The sequence below is a fragment of the Streptomyces sp. NPDC006294 genome, from assembly GCF_042870895.1.
GTDB lineage: Bacteria > Actinomycetota > Actinomycetes > Streptomycetales > Streptomycetaceae > Streptomyces.
This window is the reverse complement of sequence record NZ_JBIAHV010000008.1, coordinates 323,343-344,606: the sequence shown is the minus strand read 5'-3', so window position 1 is coordinate 344,606 and position 21,264 is coordinate 323,343. Positions and strand designations below refer to the sequence as shown.

The 21,264-nt window shown below is 73.1% G+C and carries 21 protein-coding genes; 13 read left to right on the top strand and 8 right to left on the bottom strand.

Annotated elements, in window-relative coordinates; all coding sequences use genetic code 11:
- Positions 1-63 precede the first annotated feature (63 nt).
- Together ACFYOP_RS17120 and ACFYOP_RS17115 are read left to right on the top strand one after the other, a co-directional pair.
- Complete coding sequence (locus tag ACFYOP_RS17120; protein ID WP_356898473.1) at positions 64-3,045, top strand: BTAD domain-containing putative transcriptional regulator; 2,982 nt, start codon at positions 64-66, stop codon at positions 3,043-3,045.
- Between the two features lie 234 nt (positions 3,046-3,279).
- Complete coding sequence (locus ACFYOP_RS17115) at positions 3,280-3,879, top strand: hypothetical protein (protein ID WP_356898501.1); 600 nt, start codon at positions 3,280-3,282, stop codon at positions 3,877-3,879.
- 74 nt (positions 3,880-3,953) lie between these two features.
- Here ACFYOP_RS17115 and ACFYOP_RS17110 read toward each other — a convergent pair whose 3' ends face one another.
- Positions 3,954-4,634, bottom strand: a complete 681-nt coding sequence (locus ACFYOP_RS17110; RefSeq protein WP_388451852.1) for an ABC transporter permease — start codon at positions 4,632-4,634, stop codon at positions 3,954-3,956.
- A gap of 327 nt (positions 4,635-4,961) precedes the next feature.
- Here ACFYOP_RS17110 and ACFYOP_RS17105 point away from each other — a divergent pair, with 327 nt between their 5' ends.
- Entirely contained in the window at positions 4,962-5,096 is a 135-nt protein-coding gene (locus tag ACFYOP_RS17105; RefSeq protein ID WP_356898471.1) for a hypothetical protein, read from the top strand.
- Between the two features lie 39 nt (positions 5,097-5,135).
- Here ACFYOP_RS17105 and ACFYOP_RS17100 read toward each other — a convergent pair whose 3' ends face one another.
- Positions 5,136-5,543: a hypothetical protein gene (locus ACFYOP_RS17100; RefSeq protein ID WP_356898470.1), complete on the bottom strand. Its 408-nt coding sequence runs from the start codon at positions 5,541-5,543 to the stop codon at positions 5,136-5,138.
- Positions 5,544-6,077: 534 nt separating this feature from the next.
- On the opposite strand from ACFYOP_RS17100, the gene ACFYOP_RS17095 reads away from it, so the two are divergent.
- The 4 genes from ACFYOP_RS17095 to ACFYOP_RS17080 all read left to right on the top strand — a co-directional run bounded on the left by ACFYOP_RS17095 (position 6,078) and on the right by ACFYOP_RS17080 (position 8,968).
- Positions 6,078-6,281, top strand: a complete 204-nt coding sequence (locus ACFYOP_RS17095; RefSeq protein WP_004986771.1) for a cold-shock protein — start codon at positions 6,078-6,080, stop codon at positions 6,279-6,281.
- A 364-nt stretch (positions 6,282-6,645) separates the two neighbouring features.
- Positions 6,646-8,172, top strand: a complete 1,527-nt coding sequence (locus ACFYOP_RS17090) for a DEAD/DEAH box helicase (RefSeq protein WP_356898469.1) — start codon at positions 6,646-6,648, stop codon at positions 8,170-8,172.
- 38 nt (positions 8,173-8,210) lie between these two features.
- Complete coding sequence (locus ACFYOP_RS17085) at positions 8,211-8,609, top strand: CBS domain-containing protein (RefSeq protein ID WP_356898468.1); 399 nt, start codon at positions 8,211-8,213, stop codon at positions 8,607-8,609.
- Positions 8,610-8,659: 50 nt separating this feature from the next.
- Positions 8,660-8,968, top strand: a complete 309-nt coding sequence (locus ACFYOP_RS17080) for an SCO5918 family protein (RefSeq protein WP_356898467.1) — start codon at positions 8,660-8,662, stop codon at positions 8,966-8,968.
- A gap of 221 nt (positions 8,969-9,189) precedes the next feature.
- Here ACFYOP_RS17080 and ACFYOP_RS17075 read toward each other — a convergent pair whose 3' ends face one another.
- The gene (locus ACFYOP_RS17075) at positions 9,190-9,564 is read right to left on the bottom strand and encodes a hypothetical protein (protein ID WP_356898466.1); all 375 of its coding nucleotides are present in this window, start codon (positions 9,562-9,564) and stop codon (positions 9,190-9,192) included.
- A 706-nt stretch (positions 9,565-10,270) separates the two neighbouring features.
- Between ACFYOP_RS17075 and ACFYOP_RS17070 the strand changes: the two genes are divergently transcribed.
- Positions 10,271-10,612, top strand: a complete 342-nt coding sequence (locus ACFYOP_RS17070; RefSeq protein WP_356898465.1) for a MerR family transcriptional regulator — start codon at positions 10,271-10,273, stop codon at positions 10,610-10,612.
- Positions 10,613-10,714: 102 nt separating this feature from the next.
- On the opposite strand, the gene ACFYOP_RS17065 is transcribed toward ACFYOP_RS17070, so the two are convergent.
- Positions 10,715-11,200: a DUF5994 family protein gene (locus ACFYOP_RS17065; RefSeq protein ID WP_356898464.1), complete on the bottom strand. Its 486-nt coding sequence runs from the start codon at positions 11,198-11,200 to the stop codon at positions 10,715-10,717.
- A gap of 256 nt (positions 11,201-11,456) precedes the next feature.
- Here ACFYOP_RS17065 and ACFYOP_RS17060 point away from each other — a divergent pair, with 256 nt between their 5' ends.
- Complete coding sequence (locus tag ACFYOP_RS17060) at positions 11,457-11,942, top strand: DUF5994 family protein (RefSeq protein ID WP_356898463.1); 486 nt, start codon at positions 11,457-11,459, stop codon at positions 11,940-11,942.
- Positions 11,943-12,028: 86 nt separating this feature from the next.
- On the top strand, positions 12,029-12,238 hold the full coding sequence (locus tag ACFYOP_RS17055; RefSeq protein WP_356898462.1) for a DUF5988 family protein: 210 nt from the start codon (positions 12,029-12,031) through the stop codon (positions 12,236-12,238).
- A gap of 44 nt (positions 12,239-12,282) precedes the next feature.
- Here ACFYOP_RS17055 and ACFYOP_RS17050 read toward each other — a convergent pair whose 3' ends face one another.
- Together ACFYOP_RS17050 and ACFYOP_RS17045 are read right to left on the bottom strand one after the other, a co-directional pair.
- Positions 12,283-13,647 (bottom strand): SGNH/GDSL hydrolase family protein, encoded by a 1,365-nt coding sequence (locus ACFYOP_RS17050; protein WP_356898461.1) that lies wholly within the window; start codon positions 13,645-13,647, stop codon positions 12,283-12,285.
- Between the two features lie 33 nt (positions 13,648-13,680).
- On the bottom strand, positions 13,681-14,472 hold the full coding sequence (locus tag ACFYOP_RS17045) for a polysaccharide deacetylase family protein (protein ID WP_356898460.1): 792 nt from the start codon (positions 14,470-14,472) through the stop codon (positions 13,681-13,683).
- Between the two features lie 347 nt (positions 14,473-14,819).
- Between ACFYOP_RS17045 and ACFYOP_RS17040 the strand changes: the two genes are divergently transcribed.
- Entirely contained in the window at positions 14,820-15,776 is a 957-nt protein-coding gene (locus ACFYOP_RS17040; RefSeq protein WP_356898459.1) for an alpha/beta hydrolase, read from the top strand.
- 13 nt (positions 15,777-15,789) lie between these two features.
- On the opposite strand, the gene ACFYOP_RS17035 is transcribed toward ACFYOP_RS17040, so the two are convergent.
- Positions 15,790-17,013 carry a helix-turn-helix domain-containing protein gene (locus ACFYOP_RS17035; protein WP_356898458.1) on the bottom strand — a complete coding sequence of 408 codons (1,224 nt, stop codon included), beginning with the start codon at positions 17,011-17,013 and terminating at the stop codon, positions 15,790-15,792.
- A 26-nt stretch (positions 17,014-17,039) separates the two neighbouring features.
- Here ACFYOP_RS17035 and ACFYOP_RS17030 point away from each other — a divergent pair, with 26 nt between their 5' ends.
- Positions 17,040-18,359, top strand: a complete 1,320-nt coding sequence (locus tag ACFYOP_RS17030; RefSeq protein ID WP_356898457.1) for a PHB depolymerase family esterase — start codon at positions 17,040-17,042, stop codon at positions 18,357-18,359.
- A 52-nt stretch (positions 18,360-18,411) separates the two neighbouring features.
- On the opposite strand, the gene ACFYOP_RS17025 is transcribed toward ACFYOP_RS17030, so the two are convergent.
- Positions 18,412-20,121: an RICIN domain-containing protein gene (locus ACFYOP_RS17025; protein ID WP_356898456.1), complete on the bottom strand. Its 1,710-nt coding sequence runs from the start codon at positions 20,119-20,121 to the stop codon at positions 18,412-18,414.
- Between the two features lie 220 nt (positions 20,122-20,341).
- Between ACFYOP_RS17025 and ACFYOP_RS17020 the strand changes: the two genes are divergently transcribed.
- Complete coding sequence (locus ACFYOP_RS17020; RefSeq protein WP_356898455.1) at positions 20,342-21,121, top strand: DUF72 domain-containing protein; 780 nt, start codon at positions 20,342-20,344, stop codon at positions 21,119-21,121.
- Positions 21,122-21,264 lie beyond the last annotated feature (143 nt).

Here is a 21,264-nt window from a genome sequence, read left to right as displayed (position 1 = left end):
GTGCCGAGCCGGTCGCGCCACGGCAGCGGCCGATACAGTTGCCGTAGAAGGCAGGGGGCGGCTGTGGACTTCGGGGTGTTGGGCCCGCTGACCGTGCGACGGGCCGGCGTACCGCTGGAACCGGGCACGCCGAAAGCACGCCTGCTCCTGGCGGTCCTGCTGAGCCGGCCGGGCCGGCAGATGACCGGTGACGCGCTGGCCGAGGCCCTGTGGGGCGAGGAGCAGCCGAAGAGTGCCGCCAAGAACGTGCAGACCTACGTCCACCGGCTCCGGCAGCGCCTGGGGGAGCCGGGGCGCATCGCCACACAGGGCCGGGGCTATGTGCTGCGGGCCGACCGGGACGAACTGGACGCGGCCCGTTTCGAGGATCTGGCGGGCATGGCCAGAGCGGCGCTGGCGGCGGGTGGTCTCGATCAGTCGCGTCGGATCTTCGACGAGGCCCTGGGCCTCTGGCGGGGACCCGCGTTCGCCGGAATCGCCGACGTCCCGGCGCTGACCTCGGAGGCCGCTCGCCTCGACGAGCTGCGGCTCGGCGTACTCGAAGAACGGATCGACGTCGACCTCCGGCTCGGCCGGCACAGCGAGCTCCTTGGCGAGCTGACCGCGCTGACGATGGAACACCCCTTCCGCGAGCGGATGTGGGCCCAGCTCATGCTCGCGCTGTATCGCTGCGGCCGGCGGGCGGACGCGCTGCACGCCTATCTCCAGGTCCGTGACGTCCTGGCCGCGGAGACCGGCCTGGAGCCCGGGCAGCAGTTGCGGGACCTGCACCGGGCCGTCCTCGGCGAGGACCCCGCGCTGGACGCGGCGCTCCCGGCCGAGGAGCGGCAACGCCAAAACGCCGCCGTCGCCCGGATGCTGCCGCCGGCACTCGGCGACTTCAGCGGGCAGCGGGCGGAGTTGGCGGAGATCGAAGCGGTGCTCCGCGAGAACCGGGCCGTTGACGAGCCGGCCGCGGTGGTGACGGTCTCCGGCCCCGGCGGGGTCGGCAAGACCGCGCTCGCGGTGCAGGCCGCGCACCGCCTCAGGTCCGCGTACCCCGACGGGCAGCTGTTCGCCGCCCTGGCCGGTGCGCGTACCCAGCCGGTCGCCCCGGCCACGGTGCTCGGCCGCTTCCTGCGTGCGCTGGGAGTGCCCGCCACCGCGGTGCCGGAGGATCCGGAGGAGCGCACGGATCTCTACCGGGGGATGCTCGCGGAGCGCCGCATCCTGGTGGTGCTCGACGACGCCTACGACGAAGAGCAGTTGGCTCCCCTGCTGCCGGCGAGCGGTACGTGCGGAGTGATCGTCACCGGCCGGGTGCGGCTCGGCGGTCTTGGCGGCGCGCACCGGGTCGAGCTCCGCGAGATGTCGGAGGCCGACAGTCTGGCGATGCTGCGCGACAGCACGGACGACCGGTTGGCCTCGGCCACCCGGTCGGAGCTGTCCGACCTGGTCCGGCTGTGCGCCCGGCTGCCGCTCGCGCTGCGGATCGTCGGGTCGCTCCTGCTGTCACGACCGCACTGGCGCCTGGCGGACCTGGTGTCGCGGTTGGCGGACGAGCAGCATCGGCTGGACGCGCTCCGCTATCGCGACCTCGAAGTACGGGCCAGTTTCGGGCTGAGCCATGCGGGTCTCCGGCCGGAGGCACGGCGGCTGTTCCGGCTCCTCGGGCTCCTGGAGGCGCCCGACTTCCCGCTCTGGGCGGCTGCCGCCGCCGTCGACACCGAACTGCGCGCGGCCCAGGAACTCCTCGACGAGCTGGTCGACGTCCACCTGCTCGACGTCACCGGAACGCCGCACGGTCAGGCGCGTTACGGCTTCCACGACCTGATCCGCGCGTACGCGAGGGAACGCGCGGAGGTGGAGGAGACGGCGGAGGCCCGGGAGGAGGCCGTCGTCCGTGTCCTCGGCGCCCTCCTGGCCCACACGGACATCGCCGACCGTGACCACATGGGGCAGAACATGTACCAGCGGGACGCCGACCGGTGGCAGCCGGCGCGGGTGGAGGCGAGCCTGCCGCCCTCCGTACCGCCGATGGACGTGCTGGATTCGGAGCGGGTTGCGCTGGTCGCGGGTGTGCGGCAGGCCGCGGAACTGGGCCGGGACGAGCTCTGCTGGGAGCTGGCCGTGGGCGGGCACGCGCTGTTCGAGACGCAGCGGTACTTCGACGACTGGCAGGAGTGCTACGACACGGCGATGGCCCTCGCCACGGCCGCGGGCAACGTGCGGGGCCGGGCCAGACTCCTCATCTCGATGGCCGGACTGCGCTACACCCGGCGCCGGTACGGTCCGGCCGAGGAGTCCAACACCGAGGCCATGGAGCTGTTCGAGCGGATCGGGGACCGGCGGGGTTACCTGGAGGCGCTGAGCAACGCGCCGTTCTTCCTCGTGCCGGGCGGGCGTCTGACCGAGGCGATCACGGCGGGCCGCGAGGCCTACGAACGGCTCAACGCCGGCGGGCAGGCCGCGGCGGCCCTGCACGCGTACTCGCAGGTCGGACTCGCCCACCTCCAGGCGGGCAGGCCGGCGGTCGCGGCAGAGGTCCTCGCGGAGATCGTCGCCGGGGCGCGGAAGGAGGGCATCAGGGCCCTGATCGCGCGGGACACCTACTGGCTCGGCCGGGCGCAGCTCGCTCTCGGCCGTCCCGCGGAGGCCGAGGAGTCGTTCACCGAACTGACCGAGTACGCCCGGGACGTGGGGTCGTCGGGCGTGTTCTACACGGCCCACGCGTGGGGCTGTCTCCATCTGGCCCGCGGTGAGTACGCCGACGCGCGCCGCCGTCTTCTCGAAGGCGTCGAGGTGGCGCGTGTGCTCCATGACCCCATGTTCGAGACCCGTGGTCTCATCGACCTGCTCGATCCCCGCCTGTACGGTCGCCACGAACTGCCCGCGGCGATCGGCGAGGGGGAACGCGCGGTCGAGGTGGCCCGCGGCGTCGACTACCCGTACCTGCTCGCAAGGGCGCTGGAAACGCTCGCCCGGCTCCGGGCCGCGGCGGGAGACGACACCGCCGCGCAGCACCTGGCCGACGAGGCGGCTGCCGTGCGGGCCAAGATCCGCTGAGCCGTGCCGAGGAGCGCGTATTCCCGGTGTGTACCGGCCGTATTCCGCGATGTGCCACTATGCGCGTCGACGACGAAACGCCGTCGGGAGGCCGTTCCGGCATGTCCGGCCGTGTTGTCGGTGGTCTTTCTCGAAACAATCGAACGCTCGAAGCTGCCGTGTCGGACAGCTCTCGTTACCAGTGAGGTAGTAGTGCACAAGGGACGTATCGTGTTCGCGGCTGCTCTGGCCACCATGGGGCTCGCGGTGTCGGCCTGCACCAGCGACGAGGGAGAGCCTGCGGCGCAGGATCCGCCGGCGGCCTCCACCCCGGCCGCGCCCGCGCCGAGCAGCGAAAGCCCGGCTACCGACAGCGGCGACGCCGGTGGCGCACCGGCCGAGGGTGACGTCACCGCGCCGGGCACCGGACTCAAGGTCGGCGACCGGGCGGTCGTCCCCTTCGAGTACACGAGCAAGAAGAAGGGCACCATCGCCATCACGGTCACGGCGATCGAGAAGGGCGCCGAGGCCGACATGGCCGCCTTCGGTGAGAAGGCGAAGGGAATGACGCCCTACTTCATCAGGATGAAGGTGGAGAACGTCGGCGGCACCGACCTGTCGTACGCGTCGCTGAAGCTGGACGGCGTGCTGGAAGGCGGCGCCGGCACCGGAGTCGTACTGATCGGCGACATCCCGGGCAAGTGCGACCGTGAGACCGCGCCCACCGAGTTCACCACCAAGGGCGCGTCGTACGAGACGTGCACGCTCACCGCCTCGACGGGCAAGCCGGTCACGGCAGCCGAGTTCGACGAGGGCGACGCGTACGGCGACAGCCCGGTCGTCTGGACCAGCTGAACCCCTGCGTGTCCTGACCTCACGGTCCGGCCGGTCGGCGCCATGCCGGCCGGCCGCTGCGCTCCCGCCGGGCGTCAGGTGCGGGGCTCCCAACGGAATGAGCGGGACGCGGTCCAGGCGAACAGAGCTGTCCATAAGATCGCCGGCGCGCCTCGGGTCAGCACCCCGCCCGCGGTCAGCTCGCCGGTCCATCCGGAGCGGACCAGGTCGACCGTCGGGGACAGCGGCGCGAACAGCAGTGCGTCGCCGACGGCGTCGGGCAGCACCTCGCGGGGGATGCAGATCCCGGAGATCATCGGCAGGACGAAGACGGCCGGGAGCGTCGCGACCAGCACGGACTCGACGGTCCGGCACAGCGCGGCCGTCGCGGCGGCCATCGCCGTCATCAGCGCGACTCCGGTGAGCAACCCGGCGGCCGCCGACAGCGGTTGCCGGGGCGCCGCCCCGAACATCACCGACAGCACGGCCGCGACCACCACGATCTGCACCACGGCGATCGTGACGTACAGGGACGCGCCGCCGGCCAGGATCACCGGGTCGGAGACCTCTCCCGTACGCAGCCGCTTGAGCACCAGCTCCTCCCTGCGCGCCACGTACAGGCCGGTGACGGACGAGTGGGAGAAGATCAGCAGAATCCCGGCAGCGGTCGACACTCTCACCGGGCCCGGGTTCAGGCCGTGCTCGTCGAGCTCCATCTGGTCCTGCGCGCCGGCTCGATCTGGCCGTCGTGCCGTGGTCGGCGCCGGTGCGGTCACCGGCGCTGCCTACACGGCGTACAAGGTGGCCACCGGCTGAGCCCGGTGCCGGGCCGTGGTCGACCTGCGTGCTCGCCCACGCCACCGGGCGCACACCCTCCACCACCGAGCCCGCGAAGGCACTGCTGGCGGGCGTGGCCGCGCACGCCGTCGGCAAGCTCCCGTCGGTCACGTCGGCGGCGGTCGCGATGCCGCTGGCGCACACGCCCACAGCAGCGGCTGGCCCCCGCCCCAAGGCGGCAGCGCCCGCATCGCCGACGCCATGGCGGCCGACATCACGGCGCACGGCGGCGTCTTCCACACCGCAGCCGGAGTCTCAAGACCGCCGTGGACACGCACAGCGAGAAGAGCATCCAGATGTACAGCACCGCGCTCCGGGCCCTGGTGGAGCTGCGGCAGCAGATCCTCTCCGAGCGGGCCGGCAACTGGCCACCGCGCCGGCGCCGGTCCTCAGGGCCCTGATCGCTCGCGGCCCGAGGACCGGGCGCCGTGGCCTCCGTACTACGCGGAGCCCCCGCTCCCGCGGCCGTCTCGCTTCACGACGGCGACCACGGCGGAAACCGCGGTCGTGGCGGCGAAGCTCCCCATCGTGATCAGTGCCACGCCGATCACGAAGAGGCCGCCGGCGTCGTCCGACCAGTCGTAGGAGGCGGCGGCCGTCAGGCCGAGCGTGGTGCCGAGCACGGCGCCCGCGAAGCGGCGCCGGGACGCCGCCCAGTACACCGGCGCCAGCAGGGTCAGCACCAGCCCTGCCACCTGCCACACCTCGTACGGGCCGGTCGTCGAACCGTCGGGATGCACGTCACGGTGCTGGTCCCAGCCCAGCCAGGCCGCCCACAACGCCGCCGACACCACGGCCACCACGAGGAGGGCCGACAGCTCGGGAAGAAGTTTCAGAGGTCGTCGCATGGCCGAAGCATCTCGACCGGACGTGTGACCGGCCAGGGCGCAGGTACTCAGCTCCGACCGAGTACGTCAGCCACGACCCCGGAGCGCCGGCTCGGCGTCCGGAGCGGTGTCGCTCTTCATGGCGGCGGCCTCGCTCCTCAGGATGCGCACGGACCTGCCCAGCGCGCAGGCCGTCTCGGGCGGGCGGCCCGGCGGGGAACGGGGTCCCCGCAGCCCGTGACGCCGGCCCGGTGCGGTGTTCCGGTCGAACAATATCTGTGCCCATGAAATGAGAAATAGCCGCGACCCCTGATGAGGTTTTCTGGGACAACAGGCGGAGCGCAATCATGCGTCACGCATCGCAGAACGCGGCGTGCTACTGTCGACATCAGTTGCAGTTGTGGTTCCCAGAACTTCAAGCACCCTCACCGGCTTCGGTGCCAACGAGAGTGCTTTTGTATTTCCGGTCTTTTCCGGGCAGGGCAATCATCGCGGCGACGCGGCTTCCGCACAGTGCGGGACCCGATGCACTGCCCGAAGGAGATTGATTTACATATGGCTACTGGCACCGTGAAGTGGTTCAACGCGGAAAAGGGTTTCGGCTTCATCGAGCAGGACGGTGGCGGCGCTGACGTGTTCGCCCACTACTCGAACATCGCCGCCCAGGGCTTCCGCGAGCTGCTCGAAGGCCAGAAGGTGAGCTTCGACATCGCGCAGGGCCAGAAGGGCCCGACGGCGGAGAACATCGTTCCCGCCTGACGCTCACGCGCACAGTACGAGCTGGGGCCCGCACCTTGGGTGCGGGCCCCAGCTCGTTGCAGTACAGGGCACAGCCCCTTATGTCTCGCCGTGGCGTTTTCCCCGGCGGCATGAAGTCGAGAGCTGCGCGGCCGCACACCGCGGCGGCTGCTCTCCGCAAGGCTCCGGACCGTGAGTCCGTCCAGAGCTTCCCGTACGCGTCACGCCGGTCGCACCGGCTCGCGTCACCCGTTTTCAGCGTCTCGGCCGTGAGAATTTCCCGCCGGCCGGATCCGCTTTCGCATTTTGGCCCGTTCTTGCGATTCTCTCTGCCGTTCGTTCTGCAGGAATTCCTTGAGACGTGCCGCTTCGAGGAAGGTTCTGCATGAACCGCACACGTACGAACGACCGTTTCAGCCGCACCCGTTCCGCCGGCTCCGCCGGTTCCTACGCCGGCAAGGGCGGCAGCCGCTCCGGCGCCCCCGCCGCCAACCGCTCCCGCACTCCGGGCCGTTCGGGTGGCTACGGGCGCCGTCCCGCCGCGCCGCAGGGCGAGTTCGCCCTGCCGAAGACGATCACCCCCGCGCTGCCCGCCGTCGAGGCGTTCGCCGATCTCGACATGCCGGCGCCGCTGCTGGCCGCGCTCGCCGCCGAAGGCGTGACCGTGCCGTTCCCGATCCAGGCCGCGACGCTGCCGAACTCGCTCGCGGTCCGTGACGTACTCGGCCGCGGGCGCACCGGCTCCGGCAAGACCCTGGCGTTCGGCCTGGCGCTGCTGGCCCGTACGGCCGGCCGGCGCGCCGAACCGCGACAGCCGCTGGCCCTGGTGCTCGTACCGACCCGGGAGCTGGCGCAGCAGGTCACCGACGCGCTCACCCCGTACGCCCGCGCCGTGCGACTGCGGCTGACCACGGTGGTCGGCGGAATGTCGATCGGCCGGCAGGCCGGCGCGCTCCGCGGTGGTGCCGAGGTCGTCGTCGCGACGCCGGGCCGGCTGAAGGACCTCATCGAGCGCGGCGACTGCCGCCTGGACCAGGTCGACATCACCGTCCTCGACGAGGCCGACCAGATGGCCGACATGGGCTTCATGCCGCAGGTCACCGCGCTGCTGGACCAGGTGCGTCCCGGAGGCCAGCGGATGCTGTTCTCCGCCACCCTGGACCGCAACGTCGACCTCCTGGTCCGCCGCTATCTGACCGACCCGGTGGTCCACTCCGTCGACCCGTCCGCGGGCGCGGTCACCACGATGGAGCACCACGTGCTCCACGTGCGCGGCGCGGACAAGCACCAGACGACGACCGAGATCGCGGCCCGCGAGGGTCGCGTGATCATGTTCCTGGACACCAAGCACGCCGTCGACAAGCTCACCGTCCACCTGCTGAGCAACGGCGTACGCGCCGCCGCCCTGCACGGCGGGAAGTCGCAGCCGCAGCGCAACCGGACGCTGGCCCAGTTCAAGACCGGCCATGTGACCGTGCTGGTCGCGACGAACGTCGCGGCCCGCGGCATCCACGTCGACAACCTCGACCTCGTGGTCAACGTGGACCCGCCCAGCGACCACAAGGACTACATCCACCGAGGCGGCCGCACGGCCCGCGCCGGCGAGTCCGGCCTCGTCGTCACCCTGGTGACGCCCGACCAGCGCCGCGACATGACCCGTCTCATGTCCGACGCCGGGATCGTCCCCCACACCACCCAGGTCCGCTCGGGCGAGGACGAGCTGGGCCGCATCACCGGTGCGCGGACCCCGTCGGGCGTCCCGGTCGTCATCACGGCGCCGGTGACCGAGCGCCCCAAGCGCGGCGCCTCCGCCTCCCGCGCCCGCCGCGGCCGCAACACCAGGAGCGGCCGGAACGGCCAGGCGACGCGCCGTACGGCCCAGCCGCAGTCGGCCTTCGACGCGGCGGCCTAGCAGTATCGGATCGCGACCCCCCTTCGCAGGAGGCACCTTTGACGCCGGTTCAGACGAAGCCGCGCCTGGCGGATTCCGCCGCCGGGACCGTGGCCGACGCCATGGACGCACCCGGACCGCAGGTCTGGGACGACATGACGGTGGAGGTGGCGCTGTCCGTCATGGACAGCGCCCGCTCGGTGCACCTGCTCGTCAGCGACGAGGACGGCCGGTGCACGGACCTGATCACCCAGGCCCGGCTCGCCGCCCTCCGCGACAGCTCCGGCTACACGGACCGGATGCGGCTGCGGGACGTCGTCGGCGACACGGGGCCGTTCCCTTCGCTCCTGACCACGGTGGCAGAGGCTGAGCACACGCTGCGGCACCGGCCGCTCAGGGCCGTGCCCGTCGTCGACGAGCACGGCTGCGCCGTGGGCGTCCTCAACCTCTCCCGCTGATCTGCCCTCTCCCCCAGGGCCGGACCTCTCCCACTCCCGTTGGAGGCACCATGCGCTGCGTCATCGCCCGTTTCCCGTTCGACCTCTCCAAAAGCGGGGTGCTGGCGTCGATGAAGGGCGTCAGGCCCGAACCGATCACGGGTGACTCCGTGATCATCGGCCGCCGCCACTACCCCGTGATGCAGGTCGGCGAAGTCGTCACCCGGCAGGACCGCCGCGACTTCACCCCCGGCGAAGTCATCAGGGCCGTGACCCGCCTCGGCTTCACGTGCCGCAGCCAGCCCGTGGAAGTGCCCCCGCGCTCCCTCACTCCGCTCCAGGAGGCCTCGGCCCTGCTCGGCACCTCCCCCGCCGTGTGACCGGCGGGGCCGCCGGGCGGAACCGGGCTCCGGACGTGGACGCCGCGTAAGCGACGTGCACGGTCCCGGAGCACGCGGCCGGGCGCACCCGAAGCAGGACCGGCACCCGCGGGACCAGTAGATGAACGCGGCGAGGGCCCGACCGGAACATTCCGGTCGGGCCCTCGCCGCGTTCGTGCGTCCGGTCGGTACGGCCGGCGGCGGCCGTGGGGTCAGTGGGGTCAGTGGTCGGAGTAGCTGAAGTCGCCGACGGTCCAGCCGCTGACGTCCTCGATCGCGACGCGGTACATCCCGCCCGTCTCGGGGATACCGACGCTGCCCTGCAGGATCCGGGCGACATGGAAGTGCAGATGTGTGGGCGGCTCCCCGCGACCGGGCCGGTCCGCGGCCCGCTCTGCGGAGAAGACGCCGGAGAACGGGCGGAGGCGCTCGGAGTCCCTCAGGACCTCCGACACGCGCTCCCGCCACACGGCTTCGGGCGCCAGCCGTCCGGTGATGACGGCGCCGCCGATGACCACGGTCAGGGACATCTGATTGCTCTGCTCGGACTCCACCTTGGCGGCGATGTCAACGAGGAGTTCGTCAGCGTTCGACATGAGAGCCCATTCTATTCAGTGGCGGGCCGGCCGTGGGGCGTACACCGGGCGCAAGGGAGACGCGGCGGCCACTGCCCGCCGACCGCGACCGCCGGCGCGAGCGGACCGCCCGTGACCTCCCGGACTTCCCCGGCCGGCGCCTCTCCGTCACCGCCTACGGATTCCATCTTCGACGATCGACCAAAATCTATGCTCGCCAAGGTAGACATTGGCCCGTTACGCAGCTAACGTTTCTTCCGTAGACGAAGTCGGAGAGACCCGGCAGAGACGAACTGGCGGGTAGCAGTACGTGATTGGCACGACGGTGCGCCTGCAGAGTTCCGAAGCCACGTGGTTCGCAGGACGGCGACGGGACTGGCAGGCGCAACGGGCGGCCCGCAGGACAAGGGGCTGCCGACAGCAACACCAGCAGTTCGCATGACCCCGCCGGCACCCAGTGGCCGGTCCGAACGAGGAATGGAGGAAGCAGACGCCATCAGGATCGCCCGGGCAGCGAGTCACGGCCCGGGTACCGCAAGGCCCCGGATTGGAAGGTGGTCCCCGGTCACGCATCCGCGATCCCCGCGCTCTCGCCCTGTCCCGGGCGGGTCGGCGGAAACAGCAGGTCGGCACCGCAGTACAGCCGACAGATGGTGTTGAATTTCCTTCGGGGCCCTGGTGCCGTACGGCACCAGGGCCCCTCGACGCGTTGCTCAAAGAGGTGGGAATGACAGCAGACACTCCGCTCAGTGGTCGCCTGGACGACGACGACTACCCCGCGTACACCATGGGGCGCGCCGCCGAGATGCTCGGCACGACGCCCGGATTTCTCCGCGCCATCGGTGAGGCCCGCCTCATCACCCCGCTCCGCTCGGAGGGCGGGCACCGGCGGTACTCCCGCTACCAGCTCCGGATCGCGGCCCGCGCCCGCGAACTCGTCGACCAGGGCATGCCGGTCGAGGCCGCCTGCCGCATCGTCATCCTCGAGGACCAGCTCGAGGAGGCCCAGCGCATCAACACGGAGTTCCGCCGCGCGGCAGCAGCCGAAAAGCCCGCCGACTCGGCGTGATCGCGTCCGGTGCGGGGGCACGGCAGCCCGGTGCGGGAATGCGTCGGCAACGGATACCGCAGGGCGGACGCGACGGTGCCGCGGCGTAGTGGAGCGCGGGCGTCACCGGCTCGCGCGGGGCCGGTCGCTTGCCGTGTCGATGAGGATCTGCTCCGCCGTGGTGGCGTTGCCGGCGCGCACGGCTTCGGCCATGGCGGCGTGCGCCGCCTCCGGCGTGGCGTCCGGCGGGACCACCAGCAGGGCGAAGTGGTCCCTCTCGCCCCGGCTGACGAGGACGGTGCCGTCACCGATCGGCGAGGAGTCGATGTGCACGACCCGGCCCTCGACGGTCAGCCGCGTGGGCAGATCCTCCCAGGCACTCGCGTCCAGTCCGACACGGGTGACCGGTCCCAGATACTCGGTCAGCGCGGTGATCAGCGAAGGCAGCTCGCCGCCGACGTCCCGCGACCGCGGCCACCACGCGCCGTCCAGGACTCCGTCGCGGGCATGTGTCGTCTCCAGCCTCAGCAGGGCCGTCCCGGGCCTCATGGAGTGATGGATCTCGTCGGGAAGCAGCCCCGCACCGGCGGGGATGTCGGAGTCGGCCATGGTGTCCACCCGTCTGCGGGACCGGTGGCCCGCCCTGTGAAGTGGCCTTGTCGTCCCACCGTACTCCGCGCCGACGGCCCCCGGCGGGGCCCGCGTACCGCGCCGGAAAGGGCCGACCGCGTACGCCCTGCGGGGGCCGTGACCGGAGTACGCTGAAGACGCCGGGAGCATTTCGCACGCCGACTCTCATGTCGGCGTCGTTCTCGGCGAGCAGCGACACCGGGATGTCCCAGACATCCCCGAGACGGGTCCCGTCATGACCGTGACCACCGACCGTCCGATCCCCGACGAACGCCCCGCCTCACCACCGGTGCGGCTCTCCCTGGCCCCGGCCGGTTCACCCCGGGGACTCCTGGACGGGGCCTGGTGGCCCCGCTCCCGCGATCTTCTGACTGAACTCCCCGCCCTGATCGACCTGTTGGACGTGCGCTGGGGCCGGATCACCCGCGTCACGGTGAATCCGGCGCACTGGCCCGTGATCCCGCGCAAGGTGCCCCTGGCGAAGCACACGGTGCACATCGGCTGGTTCGCGGCGGAGCAGGACCCGCACAAGCTGATCCTGCTCTCCTACACCCTGGGCCGCTGGGACCTGCTGGTCGTCCCGCCGGAGACCGACGAGGCAACGGCCTCCCGGCTGATGTCCGCGGCGTCCGTCTCCGGGCTGTTCACCGCCAGCGCGTTGATGGCCCAGGAGGCCGAGAACCCGGGCGCCGGACTCGTCGGCCCCGCCCGGTCGGGTTGACCGCCGAGGACGGGAGCCGGACGCGACAGGTCCGTCCCGGCGCGTCACGAGGGGCGCGGCCGCCCTACCGGGAAGACTTTCCGAGCATGAACGACAACGCGAAGAAAGCAGTCCTGGAAGGCGGCCCCGGCGATCTCTCCGAGCGGATCGTGCCGGTCACCGCATCCGGATCGGACATCAAGGTCCAGTTCCGGGGCGGATACGAGCACTTCCGGATGACGGCGCGGCACCAGGAGACCGCCGACGGAACGCTGCCCGTCTACGAGTGGTGGGAGCGCACCGAACTCCCCGGCTGAGTGCCGGCCGCACGTGACCCGTGGCCCGTGCGGCCGGTCCCCCGTCAGCGCAGCCGATGGAGCGGGACGGCAGCGGCCATCGCCGCGGCCCCGGCGTCGTTGGGGTGGAGGTGGTCGCCGCTGTCGTAGCGCGCGAGGAGGCGCTGCGGGTCGGCCGGGTCCCGCAGGGCGCGGTCGAAGTCGATGACCGAGTCGTACCCGCCGCTCGTGCGGATCCAGTGGTTGACGGCCTGCCGGGCAGCCTCGTTGGCGGGGCTGTAGAACCCGAACGTGTCGTTCTTGAACGGCAGGATCGTGCCCCCGTGGACCTTCAGGCCCCGGTCGTGGGCGCGGGCGACGAGCTGGCGGTGGGCGTCGATGATGTCCGCGGCCGAGACCTTCTCCGACTCCGGCGCGACGGTGCCGGGATGCCCGAGGTCGTTCACCCCGAGGAGCACGACGAGGTGTTCGGCGCCCGGCTGGGAGGCGACGTCGCGGTCGAAGCGGCGCAGCGCGCTCTGCCCGAAGTACGCGGCGAAGTTCTCGGCGTCGGAGCCGGCCGGCGGATTCGGGTCGTGGAGGAGGCGGTTGCCGCTGACGCCCTGGTTGAGCACGCCGACGGCGGGCCGGCCGGGGGTGTAGGCGCGCAGGCGCCGGGCGAGGTGGTCGGGCCAGCGGTGGTCGGCGTTCACCTCGGTGTCGGCACCGTCCGTGATGGAGTCGCCCAGGGCGACCACGGCCGAGGCCCGGTCGGAGCGTGCGGTGTGCACGCTGACGCCGGTCATGAAGTACCAGCGGTCGACGGTGGCCGTCGCCTCGATGTCGGTGCGCCCGGTGACGTTGCCGGACGCGACGTGATTGTGCTGGTAGGCGAACGCGTGGACCGTCGAGCCCGGCGTTCGCTCCGGCAGGTGGATGCTGACGACGAGGGCCGAACCTGCGGGGACCCGCAGGGGGACGGGGTCGCTGAGCACGGGTGCGCCGGCGGGCACCGTCACGGAGGTACGGCCGCCGAAGGTGAGCGGGCGGTCGGTGCGCGGGTCGATGCTCGAGCCGGGTCCATCCGCGGCGCGGTGGGCGATCCTGGCCTCGCCGACGACCAGGGGCCGGTCGCCGAACTCGTTGGACAGCCGGACGCGTACGGCGTCGCCGCCGACGCTGGTGCGGACGGTCTGGCGGACGGTCTGGTTCTCGAAGACGGTTCCGTCCGAGGCGGGCACGGCGGTGGGCGTGGCCGACCAGGTCCCGACCCAGGTCCCGGCCGGGTTTCCGGAGCGGGGTGAGGCGGGCCGGGGTGCGGCGGACGCGGTGGGTGCGGCGGGTGCGGGCTGGGCGGTGGCGAGGAGCAGGGCGCCGGCGAGCAGGGCGAGGAGGCGACCGGCCGCCCGTCTCGGGCGTCGGCCGGCGGTCCGCAGGGCTGATGGTCTCATTCGGTTCTCCCGGAGCGTTGTCGTGGACGGGCGTCAGCCGCGCCGTGCGGGCCTGCGAGCGGGCCGGTCGAAGCGCCAGCCGCCGTCCCTGAGCCGGGGCACGACCCGGTCGACGGCCGCCACGGTCCGACTGCGGTCGCCGCCGCCGTCGTGCAGGAGCACCACGGCGCCGGGCGTGACGCCCTCCTCGATCCGGCGGACCAGTTCACCGGTGCCCGGCGGGTCCCAGTCGCCGACCGCGAGCCGCCACCCCAGCGGCTGCATCCCCAGCTCCGCCGCGACCTGCGGGGTCTTGCCCCAGCTTCCGTACGGGGCGCGGAAGTACGGGATGGGTGCGCCGGGCGCCGCCCGGCGGATCTCGGCCGTGGTCCGCTCCAGGTCCGCGCGGATCTCCTGCGGCGACCAGGTGCCCATGTCGTCGTGGTGCATCGTGTGGTTGCACAGGGTGTGGCCGCCCGCGACGATCGCGCGGACCAGTTCGGGGTGCTCCTTGACGTGGTCGCCCCAGAGGCAGAACACCGCCTTGACGTGGTGCTTGCGCAGCACGTCCAGCAGGCGCGGGGTGTCGGTGGGGTCGGGGCCGTCGTCGAAGGTGAGGGCGACCGTCCTGCCGCCGCGCCGGGTGGATTCGACGATCGTGTCGTCGGTCCGGGCCCCGGCGGCCGCCGGCTCCGCCTGTGCCGTCCCCGTCGCGGTCAGGGCGCCCAGGCACATACCGCCGGAGAGCAGCAGGGGCAGGGCGGCGGTGCGCAGCCGCCCCCGGGCCCGGCGCGGGCGCGTCGTTCGGGGGAGAGGCCGGCCACCGGTACTGGTGTTCGCTGTCAACGCGGGTCCCTTTCTCGTGCGTTCCTGTCCCCGGCGCCCAACAGGGCGAAACTTTCGGAAACTTCCCCGGTCGGGGCGGGGAGACGCTAGGGACGCGGCAGCTCGGCGTCAAGGGCGGTCCACGGGACCGTCACGGGCACGTTCCGGCTGGTCAGAGCCGGTGCCGTACGGCTGGTGCGGGCTCACGCCGTAGGGGAACGCGGCGAGAAACGTGCGGGTGTCGGCCCTGGACCGCCGTACTCCCGACGCCCGTCTGATGACGCGCCGGGGCTCCCGTGACACCGTCGCACCGCGGCGCCCCTTCGCCACCCGCCGTACACGGACCCCCACAGCCGGAGGAAGCAGCCATGCCCTCGCGCCACCGGTTCGACCCGGAGCTCGCCGCGGCGCTCCCGATGATGCCCGAGGTCGACATCACCGACGTGCGCGCCGCCCGGGCCGCGCAGGCGGAGCAGCTGGCGGTGGCCGTGGCGGCGACGGACACCGCGGGGGTGGACGTCGAGGACGTCCACGTCCCCGGCCCGGACGGTGCGCCCGAGGTGCGGCTGCGGGTCCACCGGCCGCGGGGCGAACCGGGACCGCTGCCCGCCGTGTACGTGATCCACGGCGGCGGCTTCGTCCTCGGCTCGCCGGACGTCGACCTCGACTGGAACCTGCTGCTCTGCCGGGAACTGGCGGCACTGGTGGTCTCCGTCGACTACCGCCTCGCCCCCGAACACCCCTTCCCCGCGGCACTGGAGGACTGCTACGCCGGACTGCGTTGGCTGTCGCGGAACGCCGGCCGGCTCGGGGTGCGGCCCGACCGGGTCGCCCTGTGGGGCGACAGCGCCGGAGCGGGCCTGGCCGCCGCGCTGGCCATGCTCGCGCGTGACCGCGGTGGCCCGGAGGTCTGCTTCCAGCATCTGTGCAGCCCTGAGCTGGACGACCGGCTGGAGACCGCGAGCGCCCGGCTGTTCACCGACACGCCGGTGTGGAACCGGCGCAACGCCCGCCTCAGTTGGGACGCCTACCTGGGGCCCGGGCTGCGGGGCACCGCCGGTGTCTCCCCGTACGCCGCCCCCGCCCGCGCCGGGACCGCGGAGCTGTCCGGGCTGCCGCCCGCGTACCTCTCGGTGATGGAGTTCGACCCCCTCCGCGACGAGGGCGTCGACTACGCCCGTGCTCTGCGCGCCGCCGCCGTGCCGGCGCGGCTGCGGCTGATCAGCGGCGCCTTCCACGGCGCGTGGGCCGTCGGGCACGCCGCCGTCATACGGGGCGCGACCGCCGAGGCGGTAGCGGTGCTGCGCGCGGCGCTGGGCCGGTGAGAGGCGTGCGGCCTCACCCGGCGCCGACGCCGGTGCCGTTCCCCGGGCCGTTCCCGGTGCCGGCCCCCGTACTGTCATACGTACCGTCGTCCGCGTCCCGCGCCAGTCGCAGTGCGTACAGCGCGAGTTGGGCGCGGAAGCGGTCCTGCGGTTCACGCAGCCGCCAGCCCAGCTCCTTCTCGACCCGGGTCAGGCGTGCGGCCACCGAGCTGTGGTGCAGATGGAGTTCGGCGGCGGCCTGCCGCAGCGTTCCCGTACGGCAGAACGCGCCCAGCGCCGCAAGGAGTTCACCACCCTGCCCGCCGCGCGCCAGCCCCCCGAGCCGCCGCACTCCGGGCTGGGCCCGCAGCCGGTCCACCGGGATGTCCGCGAGCAGCGCGACCGGGCCCAGTTCGTCGTGGTCGGCCACCGCCTCCTCGGGCGCCTCGGCCACCGCGAACCGCAGGGCCGCCCGCGCCTGCGCCCAGGAGGCACGCGCGTCCAGCGGGTCGGCCCCGCCGCCGATCCCGACGCGTACGCCCCCGCGGGGCCCGGCGGTGGGGGCCGTCCTCCGGTCACGGCGGCGTTCCGCCAGGGCCGCCCTCAGCTCCGCGGCCGGTGAGCTGCCGTCCTGCGGTCCCGGGCGCTGCACCAGCACCGCCCCCAGCGAGCCGACCCGCGCCACCCGTACGGTGCCCCGCAGGGTGCCGCGCCCCAGCAGCGCCACGGCCTCCACCCCGGCGTCCGCTCCCCGGCCGCCGGCCACCACGACGACGCGCAGCGGAGCGTCGGGGGCCAGGCCCAGCAGCCGCAGCGCACGGGCCCGGTCGGGCGCGTCCTCCCGGCCGGACAGCACCAGCTCGACGAGCGCCGGGTCGGCGGCCCAGGGCACCCGGATCTGCCGGGGACGGCCGGCCAGCACCTGCGCGGTGATGGCCGTCCACTCCAGGACCAGTTCGTCGAACGGGCCCGGCGGGCCGGGCCGTTCCAGCCAGACATGCCCGGCCGGCTCGAGCTCGGCCCGGCCGGAGACATGCTCCGGCGCGCCCTTCAGCGCGGCGCCGTCCGGCCCGAACCGCGCGACGCGGCCGTCGGGCAGTGCGAGACCCACCGCGCACCCGGCCAGCCCGGCGGTCGACCGCGCCAGGGCGTCCGGATCAGGACCACTGCCGAGCAGCGCCTCGAAGTGGGCGATCACGCGCACGGCGGTGGCGGCGTCCGCGTCCAGCGCCGACAGCCGCAGCAGCAGTCCCTTCACGTCCGCAGTCTAGGAAGGAACCGAACATGGCCGACAGATCCCCGCACACGGCAACCGCCGGAAGGCGGTCGCCGAGAGCACTGCTCACAACACTCCTGGCAGCCGTCTTACCGCTGCTGTCCGCGCTGCTCCTCGCCGTCGCCGCACCTCCCGCGCAGGCGGCCGCGCTGACCGAGGTGACCGGCTTCGGCAGCAACCCGAGCAATCTGCGGATGCACGTGTACGTGCCCGACACGGTCGCGGCGCGGCCGGCCGTGGTGGTGGCCGTGCACTACTGCACGGGCTCCGGCCCGGCTTTCCACTCGGGCACCGAGTTCGCCTCGCTCGCCGACCGGCACGGGTTCGTCGTCGTCTACCCGTCGGCGACCCGCAGCGGCAACTGCTTCGACGTGTCCTCGCCGCAGGCCCTCAGGCGGGACGGCGGCAGCGATCCGGTGGGCATCCGCTCGATGGTCGCCTGGGCCCAGCAGCGCTACGGCGCCGACCCCGGCCGGATCTACGTCACCGGCGCCTCCTCCGGCGCGATGATGACCAACGTCCTGCTGGGCAACTATCCGGACGTCTTCGCGGCGGGCGCGGCCTTCATGGGCGTACCGCACTCCTGCTTCGCCACCACCGACGGCTCCGGCTGGAACAGCGCCTGCGCGAACGGCGCCGTGGACAGGACCCCGCGGGAGTGGGGCGCTCTCGTTCGTGCCGCGCACCCCGGACACAGCGGACCGCGGCCCAGGGTGCAGATCTGGCACGGCACGGAGGACAGCACCCTGCGCTACCCGAACTTCGGCGAGCAGATCGACCAGTGGACCGACGTCCACGGCGTGAGCCGGACGCCCGCGTACACCGACACCCCGCAGCCGGGCTGGACGCGGACCCGTTACGGCGCCGGCGGCGCCCAGGCGCCGGTGGAGGCCATCAGCCTCCAGGGCGTCGGCCACTCCCTGCCGGCGGGCGGCATGGCGGCCAGGGCGGTCACGTTCTTCGGCCTGGACGGCACGACCACGCCGGACCCCGATCCCGACCCGCCCACGGGCGCGTGCCGGGTCGGCTGGACGTCCAACGCCTGGAACACCGGCCTGACGGCGTCCATCACCCTCACCAACACCGGCAGTTCGCCGGTGAACGGCTGGTCGCTCGCCTTCACGCTCCCCGCGGGCCAGACCATCACGTCCGGCTGGGGCGCGACGTACAGCCCCGGCAGTGGTGCGGTGACCGCGCGGAACGTCTCGTACAACTCTGCGCTCGCGCCCGGGGCCAGTACGCAGATCGGCCTCCAGGCAACGCATACCGGCGACACCGGCAGGCCGGCCTCGTTCACGCTGAACGGCAGGCCCTGCACCGTCGCCTGACCGCCCGCCGACGCACGGGAGCCCGGCGGGCCGTCCCGCCGGGTCTCTCCCGTCAGTAGCGCGCGATCCAGCGTTGGTCGGAGTCGCCGTCCGCCCACTCGAAGCCGAGGGTGCTGCCGCCGGAGCCACGGTGGGGGTCGAGCGCGAAGTCCGGGGCGACCCGCGGGCGGATGGCGCCCGCGGAGTCCGTGGCGAAGAGGAGGTTGATGCCGTTCCTGCCCTCGACGGAGGAGCAGGACCAGATGCCGGCACCGCGGTCCGTGGAGCCCCGCGAGTCCAGGCAGTAGTCGGGGTCGGCGCCGCTGCGCAGCAGTCCGACCGACTCGAGCCGCCACCGTTGGGTGGCCGTTCCGTCGCAGGGCACGATCAGGACGTCGGTGCGGTCGGCCATGACGCCGCCGTCGATGTCCAGGCACAGTCCGGTCGCCGCGTGGACGACCTGGGCCCAGCCGCCCACGCTGATGGGCACCTGCCGGGGCGGGCCGCTCTTCGGCGGGGAGGGTGCGGGCGTGGGCTTCGGAGGAGCGGGGGGCTTCTTCTTCGCGGCGGAGGGGGCGGGGCTCGGTGAGGGAGACGGCTTCTTGGAGGGTGCGGCGGAGGCGGTGATGGTCGCCGACGGCGCGAAGGTGGGCGGGGCGGCGGGCGGCCGTGCTTCCGGGCGCGAGGGCTCGTCCGCACTGGCCTGGCCGCGGTCGCGGTCCGGTCCGGAGCCGTCGGACCCGGTCGCCGCCCAGGTGCCGGCGGCGAAGGCCACGACCGCCACCGCCGCGAGGACGGTGAGCGGGGAGGGCCGCCATCTGACACTCCGTACCGCCACCTCGCGCCCGCGTGCGGCGGGGGAGCCCGCGAAGACGGGCAGGGCGGCCCGGTTCTCCCACCGTTCGATCGGGGAGTCCGGCGTCTGCCTGGCCCGTACGGGACCGCCCGCCGCGTAGGCCGCTCCGCCCCAGCCGAGCAGGCCCTCGGCGAGCACGGTCCCGGGGGCGTCCGCCATCCGCGTCAGCTTGCCCATCAGCCGGGCGCAGCTGGTGCACTCCCCCAGATGGAGCGTCAGGTCGTTGCTGCGCCGCCCGTCGGCGGGCTGGGACGCGGCGTCGATGATGCGGCGGAACCCCAGGCACTTCCGGTCGCCGCTGTGCTCCAGATACGTCTGGATGTACGCCTTGCGCAAGGCGTCCTGCCCCTTGACCCGCAGCTCGGGGACCGTGCCCGCGGGGACGCCGACGAAGGTGCCGACCGTGGCGTCCGGTTCGTCGTCCACCGTCGCGTACCAGAGGATGCCCCGCGTCTGCTCGGGCAGTCCGTAGAAGCAGGCGAGCATCGCGGACGTCTGCGCGAGCCGGGGACCCGGCGAATCGGGCGCATGCGGCGCGGTCAGGTCGGTGTTGTCGTCGAGCCACGCCGCGAAGCCGGGTGCCAGCCTGGCCCGGCGGCTGCCGACCGCCCATCTCAGCCCGATGCGCTGAAGCGTCATCAGCAGGTGGTGTCCCCAGCTGCCCCGGGGGTCGATGCCCCGGCACGCCTCCTGCGCGGCGAGGTCGAACGCCTGCACCGCGAGCTGGTCGCCGGCGAGGGTGCTGCGGCCGCAGAGCATGGCGTACGCGCGGAGCGCCGGCATGTGGCGGCGCTTGAGCTCCTGGGTGGCCGGATGGGCGGACGGGGCGCCGGCACGGACGCGTTCGGTGAGTTCCGCGTCGGACAGGGCGGCGTGACCCGGATCCTCGTCCGCGGTCTCCGGAACGACGTGTCGGAGCTTGGACACCCTGTTGACTCCTCCTTCAGCTACGAACTGGCAAACCGCCCAGTCGGTATTGGGGCGTGGGGAGTTACCGGCCGGAAACAGGCCCCATAGTGGAGCAGGGGGACCGGCGGGGAAAGATGTGTCCCCCGGTAACACCACCAGGCCCGCAACCGGTCTCCGTACGGAGTGCCGGGCCGCCGCAGGCGATACGCCGAGGTCGCTTACGGGCAGGGATCGCCCCATGCCCCTGTTGGTCGGAACGTCCGGATGGCAGTACAAGGACTGGCGAGGCATCCTCTATCCGCCCGGCCTGCCGCAGCGGCTGTGGCTGGAGGAGTACGCCCGGCAGTTCACCACCGTGGAGAACAACAACGCCTTCTACCGGCTCCCCACCACGGAGATCTTCACCGCGTGGCGCGAGCGGACCCCCGACGGTTTCGTCATGGCGGTGAAGGCCAGCCGCTTCCTGACGCACATCAAGCGGCTGCGCGACCCGGTCGAGCCGGTGCACCGACTGATGGACCGCACGACCGGACTCGGCGACCGGATGGGGCCGGTGCTGCTCCAACTCCCCCCGAACTACCAGCAGGACGTCGACGCCCTGGCCGCCGCACTGGCCTGCTTCCCCGCCGCGGTCCGCGTGGCCGTCGAGCTCCGGCACCCGTCGTGGTGGCAGGCACAGACCCGGCTGCGCGCGCTGCTGGAACGCCACGACGCCGCCCTGTGCTGGGCGGACCGCGGCTCCCGCCCCGTCACCCCGCTGTGGCGCACGGCGTCCTGGGGCTACGTACGCTTCCACGCCGGCCTCGCCCGGCCCGAGCCCCGCTACGGCCGCCGGGCGCTCATGTCGTGGGCCGTCCGCATCGCCGGCGCGTGGCCGGACGAGGCGGACGTGTACGCGTACTTCAACAACGACCCGGGCGGCGCGGCCGTCCTGGACGCGGCGCAGTTCGCCCGGTCGGCCGCCACGCTGGGCCGCACGGTGAGCCGCGTCCCGGGGGTGGGGGACGGGGAGCGCTGAGGTTCCGGAGGGGGCGGGGGCCTGCTGAGCGGGGGCGCGGAGGCCCGGAAGCACCGGGCAGGGGGGCACGCTGAGCCAAGGGAGCGGAGGCCCGGGGGCTTGTGCGCCGTTCGGCGGCGTCCGGGTGGCGGCGGGCGAAGGAC

Bases quoted from the DNA above. Each gene is read 5' to 3' on its own strand.
- ACFYOP_RS17115 (WP_356898501.1), top strand. From the start codon at position 3,280: ATGGGGCTCGCGGTGTCGGCCTGCACCAGCGACGAGGGAGAGCCTGCG.
- ACFYOP_RS17100 (WP_356898470.1), bottom strand. From the start codon at position 5,543: ATGCGACGACCTCTGAAACTTCTTCCCGAGCTGTCGGCCCTCCTCGTG.
- ACFYOP_RS17095 (WP_004986771.1), top strand. From the start codon at position 6,078: ATGGCTACTGGCACCGTGAAGTGGTTCAACGCGGAAAAGGGTTTCGGC.
- ACFYOP_RS17090 (WP_356898469.1), top strand. From the start codon at position 6,646: ATGAACCGCACACGTACGAACGACCGTTTCAGCCGCACCCGTTCCGCC.
- ACFYOP_RS17080 (WP_356898467.1), top strand. From the start codon at position 8,660: ATGCGCTGCGTCATCGCCCGTTTCCCGTTCGACCTCTCCAAAAGCGGG.
- ACFYOP_RS17075 (WP_356898466.1), bottom strand. From the start codon at position 9,564: ATGTCGAACGCTGACGAACTCCTCGTTGACATCGCCGCCAAGGTGGAG.
- ACFYOP_RS17070 (WP_356898465.1), top strand. From the start codon at position 10,271: ATGACAGCAGACACTCCGCTCAGTGGTCGCCTGGACGACGACGACTAC.
- ACFYOP_RS17065 (WP_356898464.1), bottom strand. From the start codon at position 11,200: ATGGCCGACTCCGACATCCCCGCCGGTGCGGGGCTGCTTCCCGACGAG.
- ACFYOP_RS17060 (WP_356898463.1), top strand. From the start codon at position 11,457: ATGACCGTGACCACCGACCGTCCGATCCCCGACGAACGCCCCGCCTCA.
- ACFYOP_RS17055 (WP_356898462.1), top strand. From the start codon at position 12,029: ATGAACGACAACGCGAAGAAAGCAGTCCTGGAAGGCGGCCCCGGCGAT.
- ACFYOP_RS17050 (WP_356898461.1), bottom strand. From the start codon at position 13,647: ATGAGACCATCAGCCCTGCGGACCGCCGGCCGACGCCCGAGACGGGCG.
- ACFYOP_RS17040 (WP_356898459.1), top strand. From the start codon at position 14,820: ATGCCCTCGCGCCACCGGTTCGACCCGGAGCTCGCCGCGGCGCTCCCG.
- ACFYOP_RS17030 (WP_356898457.1), top strand. From the start codon at position 17,040: ATGGCCGACAGATCCCCGCACACGGCAACCGCCGGAAGGCGGTCGCCG.
- ACFYOP_RS17020 (WP_356898455.1), top strand. From the start codon at position 20,342: ATGCCCCTGTTGGTCGGAACGTCCGGATGGCAGTACAAGGACTGGCGA.